Source organism: Georgenia wutianyii (assembly GCF_006349365.1).
Classification (GTDB): Bacteria; Actinomycetota; Actinomycetes; order Actinomycetales; family Actinomycetaceae; genus Oceanitalea; species Oceanitalea wutianyii.
On sequence record NZ_CP040899.1, the window covers coordinates 2,216,257 to 2,231,289 of the forward strand.

Here is a 15,033-nt window from a genome sequence, read left to right on the forward strand (position 1 = left end):
CTCCGGGGTGAGAGCGGCGGGCCGCCCCGGCCCCGGTGCGAGCGGGGGCCCCTGCGATGGCAGGAGCCCCCGCCCACACGGTCAAGCAGCCCCGCCGCCCAGGCGGCGGCGCAGCGCCAGGGTCAGCCCGCCGGCAACCAGGAGGCCGAGGGCAGCCAGGAGCGGGCCGCCGTCGACGCCGGTCGTCGGGAGCCGGTCGGCGGCCGGGCCGGTGGGCGCCGGCGCAGCGGTCGGGTCGTCAGTGGGCCCGGCGGTCGGGTCGCCCGGCTCACCGGGGGTCGTCGGACCGGGCGCGGGGGCCGCGAGCGGCGTCTCGACGAGCCGGACCGTCGCCAGCCGCGCATCGTCCGCGGCGACGAGGTAGAGGTCGTGGACCCCCGCCTCGAGGTCGGCGAGCGGCGCGGAGACGGTCTCGTAGGCATACCGGTCGCCCGTGCTCGGCACGTCGAGCGTGGCCAGCAGCTCCCCGTCCGGCGCACCGAGCCGGACCTCGACGGCCCCCGGTCCTGCGGCCTCGCGCGCGACCGACGCCTCGAAGGAGCGCTCCTGCGCCGGGGAGAACCGCACGTCATGGAACGCCAGCCAGTCCCCGGCGCCCACGCCGGCGCTGTCCCCTGCGGTCCTCGACCGGTCGACGACCTCGACGCCCTCGTAGGAGTCGAAGTCCACGGCGTCCTCCCCGTCGGTGAGGTCACGCTCCCGCGGCACGGCCTCACCGCCCACGACCACCTGGGTGGAGGAGCGCACGTCCTGCGAGGACGGACCGACGAGCACGTCGTACCGTCCGGGCGCGACCACCTCCGCGTCCGTCTCCACGTCCCAGTACGCGAGATCCGCGACCGGCAGCGAGAACGTCACGGTGCGGGTCTCCCCCGCCGGCACGTGCACCCGCGCGAAGTCCCGCAGCGTCTGCAGCGGCTGGTCCACCGGCGCGTCGAGCGTGCGCGTGTACAGCTGGACCACCTCGTCGCTGTCCCGCTCCCCGGTGTTCGTCACGTCCACGGACACCTCGACCGTCCCGTCCGGCGCCACCTCGGCCGCCGCCTGCGCGGGGATTCGCACGTCGGAGTACTCGAACTGCGTGTACGTCAGGCCGTGCCCGAACGGGTAGAGCGGTTCGCCCGTGAAGTGCTGGTAGGTGGTGCCCGCCTGGCTGATGTCGTACTCGAGGATGCTCTCGGGCAGGTCGTCCACCGTCCGGTACCACGTCTGGGTGAGGCGTCCCGCGGGTGAGACGTCCCCGAGCAGCACGTCGGCCAGCGCGGTCCCCGTCTCCTGCCCGGCGTGCGAGGTCCACAGCACCGTCGTCAGGTCCTGCGGCAGGGTCACCGGGTAGCTCGTCATGAGCACGACGACGACGTCCTCGTTCGCCTCCGTCACCGCCGCGACGAGCTCCTGCTGCGCCGGGGAGAGCGCGAGGTCGGCCCTGTCCTGCGTCTCGCGCCCGTTGATGTAGGGGTTGTTCCCCACGACGACGACGGCGGTGTCGGCCGCCGCCGCGGCGGCGACGGCCTCCTCGGTGCCCTCCGTGAGCGTCTCGAGGACGAAGCGCGTGGCGCCGGCCGCGTCGGCCGCGGCCGTGACGCCGCCGTCCGCACCCACCGAGAGGTAGCGCCGGTTCTGCACGTTGCGGACGATGACGCTGCCGTCCTCCGCCTCCTCGAGGTTGAACGTCTCGCGCACCTCCCAGCCGTTGGGCTGGTGCTGGTCGTTGCGCACGACGTCGTCCCAGCCGCGCGAGAGGTACTTGCCGTTCGCCTCGGTCCGCAGCGCGTACACGCCCTGCCCCCAGTCGAACAGCGCCATCGTCTCGGCCGGCCCGGCCGTGTCCGGCCCGGCGGTGAGCTGCCCGCCGTCGGCGTCGCTGGGCGCGGTGAGGTAGGCACCGGTCGCGGCGACCCGCAGCGCGACGGAGTCCACGCCCTCGCTCGTCGTCACGCTGTCCGCGCCGAGGCGCTCGGTGAGGCCGTCGAGTGCCGTCACCCGGTAGGGCATGGTCCCGGAGTACCAGTCCTCGTAGAGCGTGTCGCTCAGCGGGCCGACGACGGCGACGCTCCCGGCGTCGTCGAGCGGGAGCAGGTCGGCGTCGTTCTCGAGCAGCACCATCTGGGCGAGCGCCGCCTCGTGGGCGAGCTCCTGGTGCTCCGGGGCGTTGATGACGTCGTCGGTGATGTCCTCGTAGGGGTTGAGGCCCGGCGGGTCGAAGTCACCGAGCCGGAAGCGCACCGGGAGCATGTGCCGCAGCGCGTCGTCGAGGTCCTCCTCGGTGAGCAGCCCCTGGGCGAGCGCGTCGGTGAGGTGGCCGACGGTGAAGGAGGGGTCCTCCCCGCGGTCGGTGAAGCTGTCGACGCCGGCGCGGACGAGTGCGGCGTGGCTCTCGGGGTGCGTGTCGTAGTAGCCCTGGGCGTCGACGACGTTGCCCGGCGCGTAGGCGTCGGACACGACGAGGAGCTCCTCCTCGCTCCACGTGCGGGCGTGCTCGATGAGCGGGGACAGGTGCGCCGGCCGCCCGTTGACGAGGTTGTAGGACGCCATCATCCCGTTCGCGGCACCGGCGGACAGCGCCTCCTCGAACGCCGGGAGCCAGTACTCGTGGAGCGTGCGCGGCGGGAGGCTGGAGTTCGTCCGGTCGCGCTCGGCCTCGTTGTTGTAGCCGATGAAGTGCTTGAGCATCGGCGCCGCCCGCAGGTAGGTGACGTCGTCGCCCTGGATGCCGGAGGCGTACGCGGTGGACATCCGCCCGGTGTGGAGCGCGTCCTCGGAGTAGCCCTCCTCGTTGCGCCCGGCGCGCGGGTCACGGAGGAGGTCGACGACGGGCGCCCACAGGTTGAGGCCGTGGTAGTCCGGGTCGAGGTGGTGGAAGCCGCGCGCCTCGGTGCCGACGACCTCACCGACGCGGCCGAGCAGCTCGGTGTCCCACGTGCTGCCCAGGCCGATCGCCTGCGGGAACACCGTGGCCTCCCCGAGCCAGGCGACGCCGTGGAGCGCCTCGGTGCCGGTGCGGAAGGCGGGCAGCCCGAGCCGCTCGATCTCCGGCTGCCACTGGTGCATGAGGGAGACCTTCTCCTCCAGCGTGAGACGGGAGACGAGGTCCTCGACCCGCTCCTCCAGCGGCAGGGCCGGGTCGCGGAAGGGCGGGTCCTCGACCGCCGCGCCGGCCGGCGGCACCGCCGCGGCGAGCAGCAGCGCGCCGAGCGAGCCCGCGACTCCTGCGGCGAGCCGTCTCCGGCGGCGCCCGGGCATCTGGTCCGACAACGTCATGGCACGTTCCCCCTGTGTGTCGTGTCCTTCCGCGGCGCCCCCGCCGGGCCACTGCGCCCGGGCTCGACGACACCGTCGAAGCGTTTCGCTCGTCGAAACGCTTCCAGACTATGAACCAGGTCACCTCCGGGTCAAGGAACCGGCCGAAACACGGCGAACGGGGCTTGCGGCCTGGTCGAGCGCGGGCGTATGGTCTCGCCATCTCATCGAAGCGCTTCTACACAGACCGGAGAGTGTCAATGGCTGCCACCATCAACGACGTCGCACGCGTCGCCGGGGTGTCGATCAGCACCGTCTCCTACGCGCTCAGCGGCAAGCGACCGATCGGCGAGAAGACCCGCCAGCGGGTCGAGGCCGCGATCGCCGAGCTCGGCTACACCCCCAACGCCGGCGCCCGCGCCCTGGCCGGCCGGCGCACCTACATCCTGGCCGTCACCGAACCGGTCCGCCCGGACACCTACACCCCCGCCCACATGGCGTTCGTGCTCGCGACGGCGACCGCCGCCCGCGCCTACGACTACGACGTCCTCCTGCTCACCCAGGACGAGTCGCTCGGCGGCCTCCAGCGGGTGACGACGAGCCGGATCGTCGACGGGATCATCGTCCTGGACGTCCTCGCGCAGGACGAGCGCGCCGAGCTCGTGCGGTCGATGGGCGTGCCCGCGGCGCTCGTCGGGATCCCGGACGACACCGACGGCCTGGCCTGCGTCGACCTCGACTTCGGCGCCGCCGCAGAGCTCGCCGTCGACCGACTCGCCGACGCCGGCCACGAGGTCGTCGGCCTGCTCGGCCACCCGGAGTCGGTCTACGAGCGCGGCTCGAACTTCACCCTGCGCTTCCGCGACGCCTTCCTCGCGCACGCCGCCCGCCGCGGCCTGCAGGCACGGTTCGCCATGCCCGAGCGCACCATCGCCAGCGTCCGCTCCGCGATGGACCGGCTCCTCGGTCCCGACCGCGACCTCACCGGTCTCGTCATGCACGGCGAGGACACCGTGCAGATGCGGGCCCTGGACGTCCTGCGCGAGCAGGGCCTCTCCGTCCCCGGCGACGTCTCGGTGATCTCGGCGGCCGCGACCTTCGACACCTCGACGTTCACCCCTCCGCTCGACACCGTCCCCCTCATCGCCGAGCAGAGCTGCTCCCGCGCCGTCGAGCTCACCATCGCCCAGATCACCGGCGACGCCGGGCCGCGCGTGGAGCTCATCCCCCCGACCTACGTCGAGCGCGGGTCCACCGCGCCCCGGCGCTAGTACACAACCGAATCCGCAACCATAGCACCACCCACCCGTCGTCGAAGCGCTTCGCCAGGCTCTCGACGGCACCGGACGGCCGCGCCCCGCGGCCAGGAGAGAGGCAGGAACGATGAAGTCCAAGAAGCTCACAGTCACAGCCGCCACAGCCCTGTCGGCCGCACTGCTCCTCAGCGCGTGCGGCGGCTCCGACGGCGAGGACGGCGCCGCCGGGGACGGTGGCAGCGACGATGTCCTGCGCGTCTGGCACTTCGAGAACCCGGACAGCGCCATGGGCGTCGCCTGGGAGGAGGCGATGCGCGTCTTCGAGGAGGAGACCGGCGCGACCGTGGAGTTCGAGGAGCGCAGCTTCGAGCAGATCCGCCAGACCGCCAGCCAGGTGCTCAACTCCGACCAGGCGCCCGACGTCCTGGAGTACAACAAGGGCAACGCCACGGCCGGCCTGCTCTCCAGCCAGGGCCTCCTGCGGCCGCTGGACGACGCCGTCGCCGAGTACGGGTGGGACGACATGCTCGCCCCGGCCCTGCAGACCACCGCCCGCTACGACGAGCGCGGCATCATGGGCTCGGGCAGCTGGTACGGCGTGCCCACCTACGGCGAGTTCGTCCAGGTCTACTACAACAAGGACATGTTCGCCGAGGCCGGCGTCGAGGTGCCCACCACGCTGGAGGAGTTCGAGCAGGTCCTCCAGACGTTCGCCGACCAGGGCGTGACGCCGCTGGCCGAGGCCGCCGCCGAGTACCCGCTCGGCCAGCTCTGGTACCAGCTCGCCCTCACCGGGGCCGACCGCGAGTGGGTCGACTCCTACCAGCTCTACACGAGCGACGTCGACTGGCAGGGCCCGGAGGTCACCTTCGCCACCGAGACGATCGCCGACTGGACCGACAAGGGCTACATCTCCACCGACGCGACCGGCCTCGCGGCCGAGGACGCCGGCGTCGCCTTCATCAACGGCACCAACCCGATCTTCTTCTCCGGCAGCTGGTGGCACGGACGCTTCAACACCGAGATCGACTTCGAGTGGGGCAGCTTCCTCTTCCCCGGTGAGGGCATGTCCCCCGGCTCCGCCGGCAACATGTGGGTGATCCCCGAGCGCGCGCAGAACGCCGAGCTCGCCGAGCAGTTCATCGACATCACCATGCGCCCGGAGATCCAGGCGCTCATGGGCAACAGCGGCGGCGTGCCCGTCGCGGCCGACCCGGCCGACATCGAGGACGAGGGCAGCGCCGAGCTCATCGCCAACTTCAACACGCTCAACGAGCGTGACGGCATCGCCTTCTACCCCGACTGGCCGACGCCCACCTTCTACGACGAGCTCAACGCGGGCCTCCAGGAGCTCCTCAACGGCACGAAGTCGCCGGCCGAGGTCCAGGAGCAGCTCGGCCAGCAGTACCAGGCCGGCATCGCGGACATCGTCGGCTGACCGAGCGGCCGGGTGCCGCCCTCCGGCGGCACCCGGCCACCGACCTCGTCGTCCAGGAAAGGAGCCCCTCATGGCGAGTGCAGTCCCGCCCGTCGCGCGCAAGGCGCGTCCCGGCGGCCCGCTCATCCCCAAGACCAACAGGCGTACGTACTGGCTCTACCTCGTGCCGGGCCTCACGCTGCTGACGATCGTCATCATCGTCCCGCTGGTCTGGAACATCTACCTCACCTTCACGTCCTACCGGGGCATCCGGCCCCCGGAGTGGATCGGGCTGGAGAACTGGGAGCGGCTGTTCGCCGACGCGACCTTCTGGACCTCCTTCCAGAACTCCCTGGCGATGATCGCGGCGATGGTCATCGTGCCGACGCTGCTCGGCCTCGTGCTCGCCGCCATGCTCTTCGACCTCATCGGCAAGAAGTTCGGCGGCCGGATCGCGAGCTTCCTGCGCGCCACCTACTACCTGCCCCAGATCCTGCCCACGGTCATCGCCGCCATCGTCATCGGCTGGATCCTGCGCCCACAGGACGGCGCGCTCAACACCATCCTCGAGAGCATCGGGCTGGGCTCCCTCGCGCACAACTGGCTGGGCAGCCCGGACACCGCGATGCCGAGTCTCATGGTCGTCCTCGTGTGGGTGCAGATCGGCTACCCCATCGTCATCTTCATGGCGGCGCTCCAGCGGGTGGACCCCGAGCTCTACGAGGCCGCCGAGCTCGACGGCGCGGGCTGGTTCCAGCGTTTCCGCGCCATCACCGTCGGCATGATCCGCCCCGAGATCTTCGTCGTCGTCCTCACCTGCACCATCGCCGCGCTCAAGGTGTTCGGCCCGGTCTACGCCCTCACCGGCGGCGGCCCCGGCACCTCGACCATCGTCCCGTCGTACTACGCCTACAGCCAGTTCTTCCAGGCGCAGCAGGTGGGCTACGGCGCGACCATCGCCACGGCGCTCACCGCCGTCGTCGCCGTCGTGTCCGTCGTCTTCGTCACCGTGCAGTCGCGCCTCGAGCGCCGAGAGGAGGGACGCTGATGGCCGCCGCCGACGTCCACGCTCCCACGAAGCCCGAGCGCCGCCGCCGCACGCCGGCCGGACGCGGACCGGGTACCACGCGCACGGCCGGGGACTGGGCGGTGCTCGCCGTCGCCGTCCTCATCGGCCTGTTCATCGCCTTCCCGTTCATCCTCATCGTCATCAACTCCTTCAAGTCGCCGACGGACTACGCGACGAGCGGACCGCTGGCCCTGCCCGCCGAGATCTACACCGACGGGATCTCCGCGTTCTGGGAGCGGGTGAACTTCCCGCAGAAGGTGTGGAACAGCTTCTTCATCTCCGGCACCGTCGCCGTGCTCGCGGTGCTGCTGTCGATGTTCAACGCCTTCGCCCTGGGCATCGGGCGGATCAAGGGGCGGATGTGGATCGTCATCCTCATCCTGCTCGCGAACATGCTGCCGCAGGAGGTGCTGCTCTACCCGCTGTACTTCATGTTCCGGGAGGCCGGCCTCTACGACAACGTGTGGGCCGTCATCATCATCTTCACCGTCATCCAGAGCGCCTTCGGCACCTACCTGCTCGCCTCCGTCTACAGCACCTTCCCCAAGGAGCTGCTCGAGGCCGCCTCGCTCGACGGCGCCGGCCGGTGGCGGGTCCTGTGGCGGGTGGTCTACCCGATCTCCCGGCCCACGCTCTCGGTCCTGCTCATCTTCTTCTTCATCTGGACGTGGAACGAGTTCCTCATCCCGCTGACGTTCCTCGTCTCCAACGCCAACCAGACGGTCCCGGTGGCGATCACCGCGCTCCAGGGTGACCGGCTCATGGACGTGACGACGACGAGTGCCTCGGCGCTGCTCGGCCTCATCCCCACCCTCATCTTCTTCCTCATCTTCCAACGCACCCTCACCCGGGGCATCACCGCAGGAGCAGTCAAGTAATGAAGTTCACCGACGGGTTCTGGCACAACCGGCCAGGCGTCGATGCGCAGTACGCTGCCGAGGCCTACGACGTCACCGCCCACCACTCCCCCGACGGCGACGAGCTCGTCGTCCACGCCCCCACCAAGGTCATCACCGGCCGCGGCGACACGCTCAACCGGGCGCTGCTCACCGTGACGCTCTCCAGCCCCCTCGAGGGCGTGGTGCGCGTCCGGGTCGAGCACCACAAGGGAGCGCTCGACCGGCACGGCTTCGACCTCGTCGGGGCGCAGACCGGCCACGGCCGGGCGGAGGTTGACGACGACGGCGGCGTGCTCGACGCCGGCCCGCTCCAGGCGCGCATCCGCCGCGGTGCGCCGTGGGACCTCAGCTTCGCGGACGCGGAGCGGGTGCTCACCCGCTCCGGCCACAAGTCCGTGGGGTACGTCCGGCTCGCCGAGGGCGCGCCGGTGCCCGCCGAGCCGACCGGCGTCGCCGGCGTGACGACGACCGGCCTGGCCCCGGCGTCGACGTACGTGCACACCCAGCTCTCCCTCGACGTCGGCGAGCTCGTCTACGGGCTCGGCGAGCGGTTCGGGCCGTTCGTCAAGAACGGGCAGACGGTGGACGTGTGGAACGCCGACGGCGGCACGTCCTCCGAGCTCGCCTACAAGAACGTGCCGTTCTACCTCACCAACCGCGGCTACGGCGTGCTCGTCAACCACCCCGAGCACGTGTCCTTCGAGGTGGGCAGCGAGGCCGTCGAGCAGGTCCAGTTCTCCGTGCCCGGTGAGCACCTGGAGTACCTCGTCATCTACGGGCCCACGCCCGCTGAGGTGCTCGAGCGCTACACCCGGCTCACCGGGCGCCCGGCCCAGGTGCCGGCGTGGTCCTACGGGCTGTGGCTCTCGACGTCGTTCACCACCGACTACGACGAGGCCACCGTCAACCACTTCATCGACGGGATGGCGCAGCGCGAGATCCCGCTCAGCGTCTTCCACTTCGACTGCTTCTGGATGCGCGAGTTCGACTGGACGAGCTTCGAGTGGGACGCGCGCACCTTCCCCGACCCCGAGGGCATGCTCGCCCGCCTCCACGAGCGCGGGCTGCGCACCAGCGCCTGGGTCAACCCCTACATCGCCCAGCGGACCCGCACCTTCGACGAGGCGGCCGCGGCCGGCTACCTCGTCAAGCGGCCCGACGGCAGCATCTGGCAGTGGGACATGTGGCAGGCCGGCATGGGCCTGGTCGACTTCACCAACCCGGCGGCCACCGCCTGGTTCCAGGAGAAGATCCGCACCCTCCTGCGCCAGGGCATCGACGCGATCAAGACCGACTTCGGCGAGCGCATCCCCGTGGACGTCGTGTGGCACGACGGCTCGGACCCCTACCTCATGCACAACTGGTACACCCAGCTGTACAACGAGGCCGTCTTCTCCGTCATCGAGGAGGAGCGCGGACACGGCCAGGCCGTGCTCTTCGCCCGATCCGCCACCACCGGCGGGCAGCGGATGCCGGTGCACTGGGGCGGGGACAACTCCTCCTCCTTCCCGTCGATGGCCGAGTCGCTGCGCGGCGGGCTGTCGATGTCGATGTCCGGCTTCGGGTTCTGGAGCCACGACATCGGCGGCTTCGAGGGCAGCCCCGACCCGGCCGTGTTCAAGCGGTGGGTGGCCTTCGGCCTGCTCTCCTCCCACTCGCGGCTGCACGGTTCCCAGAGCTACCGGGTGCCGTGGCTTTTCGACACCGGTGAGGAGGAGCCGGGCCAGAGCGCCGTCGAGGTCACCCGTCGCTTCGCCCGGCTCAAGGCCGAGCTCATGCCCTACCTCTACGAGGCGGGCCGCGCGGCTCACGAGCGCGGTCTGCCGGTCATGCGCCCGATGCAGCTCGCCTTCCCCGGCGACCCTGCGTGCGACCACCTCGACCGGCAGTACCTCCTCGGCCCGGACCTGCTCGTCGCGCCGGTCTTCTCCGCCGAGGGCGACGTCGAGTACTACCTGCCCGCGGGCCGGTGGACCAACCTCCTCACCGGCGAGGTGGCCGACGGCGCCACCTGGCGGCGCGAGGTCCACGACTTCTCCTCCGTGCCCCTGTGGGTGCGCGAGGGGGCCGTGCTCGTCACCACGCCGGGCGCGACCGACACCGAGCGGAACTACACCGCCGACGCGCTCGTCACCGTCTACCCCGGTGAGGAGGACCGCGAGGTGCGCGTGACCAACCCGCTGGACGGGACCGAGGTGCGCTTCGCCGTCGTGCACGGTGAGGACGGCGTGAGCGTGACCGCCACCCCGGCCACGGCCTTCCGGGCCCGGCTCGCCGGCGGCGAGGCCGTGCCCGCCACCGACGGCACCGTCCGACTGGAGGTGGCCCGATGACCCGCGCGCTGCCCGAGGGGTTCGTCCTCGGCTCGGCCACGGCGTCCTACCAGGTGGAGGGCGCGGCCCGGGAGGACGGGCGCGGCCCGAGCATCTGGGACACCTTCAGCCACACCCCCGGCCGGGTGTGGAACGGGGACACCGGGGACGTCGCCTGCGACCACTACCACCGCTTCGACCAGGACCTCGACCTCATGGCCGAGCTCGGGCTGCAGGCCTACCGGTTCTCCGTGGCGTGGCCACGGATCCAGCCGACCGGGCGCGGTGAGGCCAACACCGCCGGGCTCGACTTCTACGACCGGCTGGTCGACGGCCTGCTCGAGCGCGGCATCCGCCCGGTGGCCACGCTCTACCACTGGGACCTGCCGCAGGCCCTGGAGGACAACGGCGGCTGGCCGGCGCGCGACACCGCCTCCGCGTTCGCGGACTACGCCGCGATCATGGGCAAGCGGCTCGGGGACCGGGTGTCCACCTGGACCACCCTCAACGAGCCGTGGTGCAGCGCCTACCTGGGCTACGCCTCCGGGGCGCACGCGCCCGGCCGCACCGAGCACGCGGCTGCCCTGGCCGCCGTCCACCACCTCAACCTCGGCCACGGCCTGGCACTGCAGGCGCTGCGCAGCGAGGTGTCCGGGGACCCGGACTACTCGGTGACGCTGAACTTCCACGTCCTGCGGGGCGAGGACGACGCCGTGCGCCAGATCGACGGCCTCGCCAACCGGGTGTTCCTCCAGCCGATGCTCGAGGGCGGGTACCCGACCGACGTCATCGAGGACACCGCCTCGGTGACCGACTGGGCCTTCGTGCGCGACGGGGACGCCGAGGCGATCCACCAGCCGATCGACGTGCTCGGCGTCAACTACTACTCCACCACCGCCGTGCGGCTGTGGGACGGTCGCTCCGAGCGCCTCACGGCCGACGGGCACAAGGGGGCGGCTGCCTCCCCGTGGCCGGGCGCCGAACGGGTGGAGTTCCCGCCGCAGCCCGGCCCCTACACGGAGATGGGCTGGAACATCGAGCCTGCCGGCCTCACCGAGCTGCTCCTGGACCTGCACCGGAGGTACCCGGACCTGCCGCTCATGATCACCGAGAACGGTGCGGCGTTCGCCGACGAGGTGGTGCCCGACGCCTCGCAGCCGGGCGGGCTGGCGGTGCACGACGAGAAGCGGGTGGCCTACGTCCGCGACCACGTCGGGGCGGTGCTCGACGCCGTCGACGCGGGCGCGGACGTGCGCGGGTACTTCGTGTGGTCCCTGCTCGACAACTTCGAGTGGGGCTACGGGTACTCCAAGCGGTTCGGGATCGTCCGGGTGGACTACGAGACGCTCGAGCGGATCCCCAAGGACAGCGCCCTGTGGTTCGCCGACCTCGGCAGGACCCGCCGCCTGGACTGACGCGCAGGATCCCGCTGTCGGCGGGGAGGGGGTGGCCTCCCCTCCTCCCCGCCGACAGCCGACTTCCGCGCGACAGCCGACTTCCGCGCGAGAGCCGACTTCCGCGCGAGAGCCGACTTCCGCGCGAGAGCGGACTTGCGCGCGAGAGCGGAGTTGCGCGCGAGAGCGGACTTGCGCGCGAGAGCGGAGTTCTGTCCGGGCGTGAGCGGGGTTCCGCGTGAGAGCGGAGTTCTGTCCGGGCGTCCTCAGTCCGCGCGGTGGCGCAGGGCCAGGGCGGCGTGGGCCTCGGCCATCTCGTCCCAGGCGATGGTCTCGGTGTCCCGCTCGAGCGTCTCCTCCGGACCCTTCCCCGCGAGCACGACGGTGTCCTGCGGACCCGCCTCGGTGACGGCGTGGCGGATCGCCTCGCGCCGGTCGCCGATGCTGCGGAAGTTGCTCCGTCCGGCCTCCCGCGCGCCGCGCTCCATCTCGTCCAGGATCTCCACCAGCGGCGTGTCGCGGTGGTCCTCCTCGGTGAAGACGGCGACGTCGGCCAGGCGGGTCGCGACCTCACCGAGGGGTGCCCGCTTGGAGGGGTCGCGCGGCCCGCCGGCGGAGCCGAGCACCACCCACAGCCGTCCGTCGGTGGTCACCCGCACCGTCTCCAGGGCCTTCTCCAGGCTCGGCGGCGTGTGCGCGAAGTCGATGATGACGCGCGGGTCGTCCGCGCCGCGGTCGGCCATCTCCATCCGGCCGGCGACGCCCGGGAACGTCGCGAGGCCGGCGACCAGCTCCGCGAGCCCGACCCCGGTGGCGTGGACGCCCGCCATCGCGGCGAGCGCGTTGGCGACGTTGAAGCGACCGATCATCGGCAGCGTGGCCTGGACGGTGCCGTCCGGGCCGTGCACGGTGAAGCGCAGGTCGTCCGCGCCCTCGACGACGTCGGAGGCCCACCAGTCCGCCGGGCGGCCCTCGGCGCTGTAGGTGACGTGGCTCGCCGCCATCGGGATGAGCTGCTCGGTCCACGCGTCGTCGGCGTTGAGGACGGCGTGGCGGGCGCGCTGCACGAGCAGCGCCTTGTCGGCGAAGTACTGCTCCATCGTCCCGTGGAAGTCGAGGTGCTCCCCGGTGAGGTTGGTCCAGATGGCGACGTCGAAGTCGACGCCCCGCACCCGGTCCAGGGCCAGCGCGTGGCTCGAGGCCTCGACGACGGCGTGCGTCGCACCGGCGTCGACCATGTCGCGCAGGATCTGCTGCACCTGCGGCGCCTCGGGGGTGGTGAAGTGGGCGGGCGGCTGGCGCAGCACGCCGTCGGGCAGCTCGTAGCCGACGGTCGACAGCAGGCCGGTGGGGCGGCCGGCGCTGCGCAGGAGGTGCCGCGCGAGAGACGACGTCGTCGTCTTGCCGTCGGTGCCGGTGACGCCGAGCACCGTGAGCCCGCGGCTCGGGTGCCCCGCGAGCGTCGCCGCGGCGTCGGCGAGGGCCGCCCGGGCGGAGGGGACGCGCAGGTACGGGACGGGGCAGGTGACGTCGTCGGGCAGGCCCTCGCCGAGGACGGCGACGGCGCCGCGCGCGACGGCGTCGGCGATGAACCGGTGCCCGTCGGCGCGCGCGCCGCGGACCGCGACGAACACGTCCCCGGGGCGCGCCCAGTCGGCCTGGTGCGTGGCGCCGCGCACCTCGATCTCCTCGGCCCCGGCAGGGGCAGCGAGGTCCAGCGCGGAAGCGAGGTCACCGAGTCTCATGGGCACCAAGCCTAGGTCGCGCTGGGGCGGGCACGCACGAGGCCGACGACGCACGGGTGCGTCGTCGGCCTCGTGGCGGACGTTCAGCTCGCGGTGGCGAGCTCAAGCTCCGGCAGCTCGGGGCGCACGCCCTCGACGACGGCGGCCACGACGATGGCCTCGACGTCCTTGGCCGGCATGTCCAGGACGATGGACAGCTCGGCGACGAACGGAGCCATCGCGTCACGCAGGAGCTTGGTCTCACCGAAGGCGAGGCGCTTCTCCTCGTTCTGCCGGGTGAGGTCGCGGATGAGACCGGCGACCGTGCGCAGGTTGCCCGTGCGCAGCCGCTCGGCGTTGGCCTTGATCCGGCGTGCCCAGACCTTCTCGTAGTCCTCGCTCTCGTCGAGCAGGACCGAGACGACCTCCCGGACGCCGGCCGCGTCGACGACGGAGCGGACACCGATCTCCTCCGCCTGGTCGACGGGGATCGAGACCTCGAGGTCGGCCTGCGGGACGGCGAGCCGGATATAGCTCCTGAGCTCACCTCTGATGGAACGAGTGAAAATCTTCTTGACCGTGGCGGGACCGTGATGCGGATGAACGACGACCTGACCGGCGGAGAAATTCAATGCGTACCCTTCGAAGAAAGTAACACCACGCTCGTCGTCGGCGGGGGCCGACGCCTGCCTCGATTCATCCGCTCCGCACGATTCCGGACCTTGCGGACCATTCTCGAACGGGGCCGAGGACCCGGAGGAATTCGCAGTCCACATCCGGTGAACGCGCCCGACCTCCGCGAGCCAGCATTTACCATCATCCCACAGGAATCGCAAGAAATCTACACCAATGGAACACGTCACATTTCCGCGTGACCATCGACGATCTTCACCGGTGGACGTCACATAGGGTCGTCCCGTGCCCGCCCACGGTCGCCCCACCCGCGATGAGCTCGCCGCCGCGGCGGACCGCACCCTGCCGACGCTCCTCGCCCCAGGGCTGCGCGTGCTGTTCTGCGGGATCAACCCGGGGCTGTACTCGGCCTGGACCGGCCACCACTTCGCCCGGCCGGGGAACCGGTTCTGGCCGGCGCTGCACCGCTCGGGCTTCACCCCGCGGCAGCTCGCGCCCGCCGAGCAGGAGGAGCTGCTCGCCCTGGGACTGGGGCTGACGAACGTCGTGGAGCGCGCCTCGGCGACCGCGGCCGAGCTCTCCGCCGAGGAGCTGCACGCCGGGGGACGGCGGCTGGTCGACGACGTCGTGACCTATGAGCCGCAGTGGCTCGCCGTCCTCGGGGTGACCGCCTACCGCACGGCCTTCGACCGGCCGCGTGCGACGTACGGGGAGCAGCCGGAGCGGCTGGGGCGGACGCGGGTGTGGGTGCTGCCCAACCCGAGCGGGCTCAACGCCCACGTCACTCCGCCCCAGCTCGCCGCGGCCTTCGGCGAGCTGCGGCTCGCCGTCGAGGGCTGAGTCTCAGCCCGACTTGCGCCGGAAGGTGCGCTTGCCGCCACCGTTGACCTGGCTGCCGTGCACGGAGCCGTCGTTGGGGCGGGACTGGTTGGCGACGTGCTCCCGAGCCTTCTTGCGCTCGAGCGACTCGCGCATCTTGTCCTTCGCCGTCACTGCGGCGTCCTTGGCCGCCTCCGGCGCGCTGGGCGTGGTCTCGTCCATTGCGGGACCTCCTTCGTTGTCGATAGCGCCAGCCTGCCCGGTGCGGGG

Annotated in this window: 11 protein-coding genes; 7 read left to right on the top strand and 4 right to left on the bottom strand. The window is 71.8% G+C overall.

From position 1 onward, the window contains the following. Positions 1-81 precede the first annotated feature (81 nt). Positions 82-3,261 (bottom strand): glycoside hydrolase family 3 protein, encoded by a 3,180-nt coding sequence (locus FE251_RS09810; protein WP_139948653.1) that lies wholly within the window; start codon positions 3,259-3,261, stop codon positions 82-84. A gap of 239 nt (positions 3,262-3,500) precedes the next feature. Between FE251_RS09810 and FE251_RS09815 the strand changes: the two genes are divergently transcribed. The 6 genes from FE251_RS09815 (at position 3,501) to FE251_RS09840 (ending at position 11,608) form a co-directional block, all read left to right on the top strand. Continuing rightward, entirely contained in the window at positions 3,501-4,511 is a 1,011-nt protein-coding gene (locus tag FE251_RS09815) for a LacI family DNA-binding transcriptional regulator (RefSeq protein ID WP_139073231.1), read from the top strand. 112 nt (positions 4,512-4,623) lie between these two features. Next, the gene (locus FE251_RS09820; RefSeq protein ID WP_139948654.1) at positions 4,624-5,934 is read left to right on the top strand and encodes an ABC transporter substrate-binding protein; all 1,311 of its coding nucleotides are present in this window, start codon (positions 4,624-4,626) and stop codon (positions 5,932-5,934) included. 70 nt (positions 5,935-6,004) lie between these two features. Further along, positions 6,005-6,961, top strand: coding sequence for a carbohydrate ABC transporter permease (locus tag FE251_RS09825; protein WP_139073230.1), 957 nt, complete (start codon positions 6,005-6,007; stop codon positions 6,959-6,961). Continuing rightward, positions 6,961-7,860: a carbohydrate ABC transporter permease gene (locus FE251_RS09830; protein WP_139948655.1), complete on the top strand. Its 900-nt coding sequence runs from the start codon at positions 6,961-6,963 to the stop codon at positions 7,858-7,860. Before FE251_RS09825 ends, FE251_RS09830 begins: the two co-directional genes overlap by 1 nt. Further along, positions 7,860-10,214, top strand: coding sequence for an alpha-xylosidase (yicI, locus tag FE251_RS09835; RefSeq protein WP_139948656.1), 2,355 nt, complete (start codon positions 7,860-7,862; stop codon positions 10,212-10,214). The genes FE251_RS09830 and yicI overlap by 1 nt, the downstream gene beginning before the upstream one ends. After that, positions 10,211-11,608 (top strand): GH1 family beta-glucosidase, encoded by a 1,398-nt coding sequence (locus tag FE251_RS09840; RefSeq protein WP_139948657.1) that lies wholly within the window; start codon positions 10,211-10,213, stop codon positions 11,606-11,608. The genes yicI and FE251_RS09840 overlap by 4 nt, the downstream gene beginning before the upstream one ends. Positions 11,609-11,853: 245 nt before the next feature. Here the strand turns inward: FE251_RS09840 and FE251_RS09845 are convergent, their stop codons facing one another. Together FE251_RS09845 and FE251_RS09850 are read right to left on the bottom strand one after the other, a co-directional pair. After that, positions 11,854-13,332 carry a UDP-N-acetylmuramoyl-L-alanyl-D-glutamate--2,6-diaminopimelate ligase gene (locus tag FE251_RS09845; protein WP_139948658.1) on the bottom strand — a complete coding sequence of 493 codons (1,479 nt, stop codon included), beginning with the start codon at positions 13,330-13,332 and terminating at the stop codon, positions 11,854-11,856. A gap of 83 nt (positions 13,333-13,415) precedes the next feature. Beyond that, positions 13,416-13,943 carry a CarD family transcriptional regulator gene (locus FE251_RS09850; protein WP_168202704.1) on the bottom strand — a complete coding sequence of 176 codons (528 nt, stop codon included), beginning with the start codon at positions 13,941-13,943 and terminating at the stop codon, positions 13,416-13,418. A 286-nt stretch (positions 13,944-14,229) separates the two neighbouring features. On the opposite strand from FE251_RS09850, the gene mug reads away from it, so the two are divergent. Next, complete coding sequence (mug, locus tag FE251_RS09855; RefSeq protein WP_139948660.1) at positions 14,230-14,784, top strand: G/U mismatch-specific DNA glycosylase; 555 nt, start codon at positions 14,230-14,232, stop codon at positions 14,782-14,784. A 3-nt stretch (positions 14,785-14,787) separates the two neighbouring features. On the opposite strand, the gene FE251_RS09860 is transcribed toward mug, so the two are convergent. After that, complete coding sequence (locus FE251_RS09860; RefSeq protein WP_139948661.1) at positions 14,788-14,985, bottom strand: DUF5302 domain-containing protein; 198 nt, start codon at positions 14,983-14,985, stop codon at positions 14,788-14,790. Positions 14,986-15,033: the final 48 nt, after the last annotated feature.

What these genes read in the sequence shown, in the direction of transcription:
- FE251_RS09860 (WP_139948661.1), bottom strand. Translation starts at nt 14,985, where the DNA reads ATGGACGAGACCACGCCCAGCGCGCCGGAGGCGGCCAAGGACGCCGCA.
- FE251_RS09825 (WP_139073230.1), top strand. Translation starts at nt 6,005, where the DNA reads ATGGCGAGTGCAGTCCCGCCCGTCGCGCGCAAGGCGCGTCCCGGCGGC.
- FE251_RS09820 (WP_139948654.1), top strand. Translation starts at nt 4,624, where the DNA reads ATGAAGTCCAAGAAGCTCACAGTCACAGCCGCCACAGCCCTGTCGGCC.
- FE251_RS09840 (WP_139948657.1), top strand. Translation starts at nt 10,211, where the DNA reads ATGACCCGCGCGCTGCCCGAGGGGTTCGTCCTCGGCTCGGCCACGGCG.
- FE251_RS09810 (WP_139948653.1), bottom strand. Translation starts at nt 3,261, where the DNA reads ATGACGTTGTCGGACCAGATGCCCGGGCGCCGCCGGAGACGGCTCGCC.
- yicI (WP_139948656.1), top strand. Translation starts at nt 7,860, where the DNA reads ATGAAGTTCACCGACGGGTTCTGGCACAACCGGCCAGGCGTCGATGCG.
- FE251_RS09845 (WP_139948658.1), bottom strand. Translation starts at nt 13,332, where the DNA reads ATGAGACTCGGTGACCTCGCTTCCGCGCTGGACCTCGCTGCCCCTGCC.
- FE251_RS09830 (WP_139948655.1), top strand. Translation starts at nt 6,961, where the DNA reads ATGGCCGCCGCCGACGTCCACGCTCCCACGAAGCCCGAGCGCCGCCGC.
- FE251_RS09815 (WP_139073231.1), top strand. Translation starts at nt 3,501, where the DNA reads ATGGCTGCCACCATCAACGACGTCGCACGCGTCGCCGGGGTGTCGATC.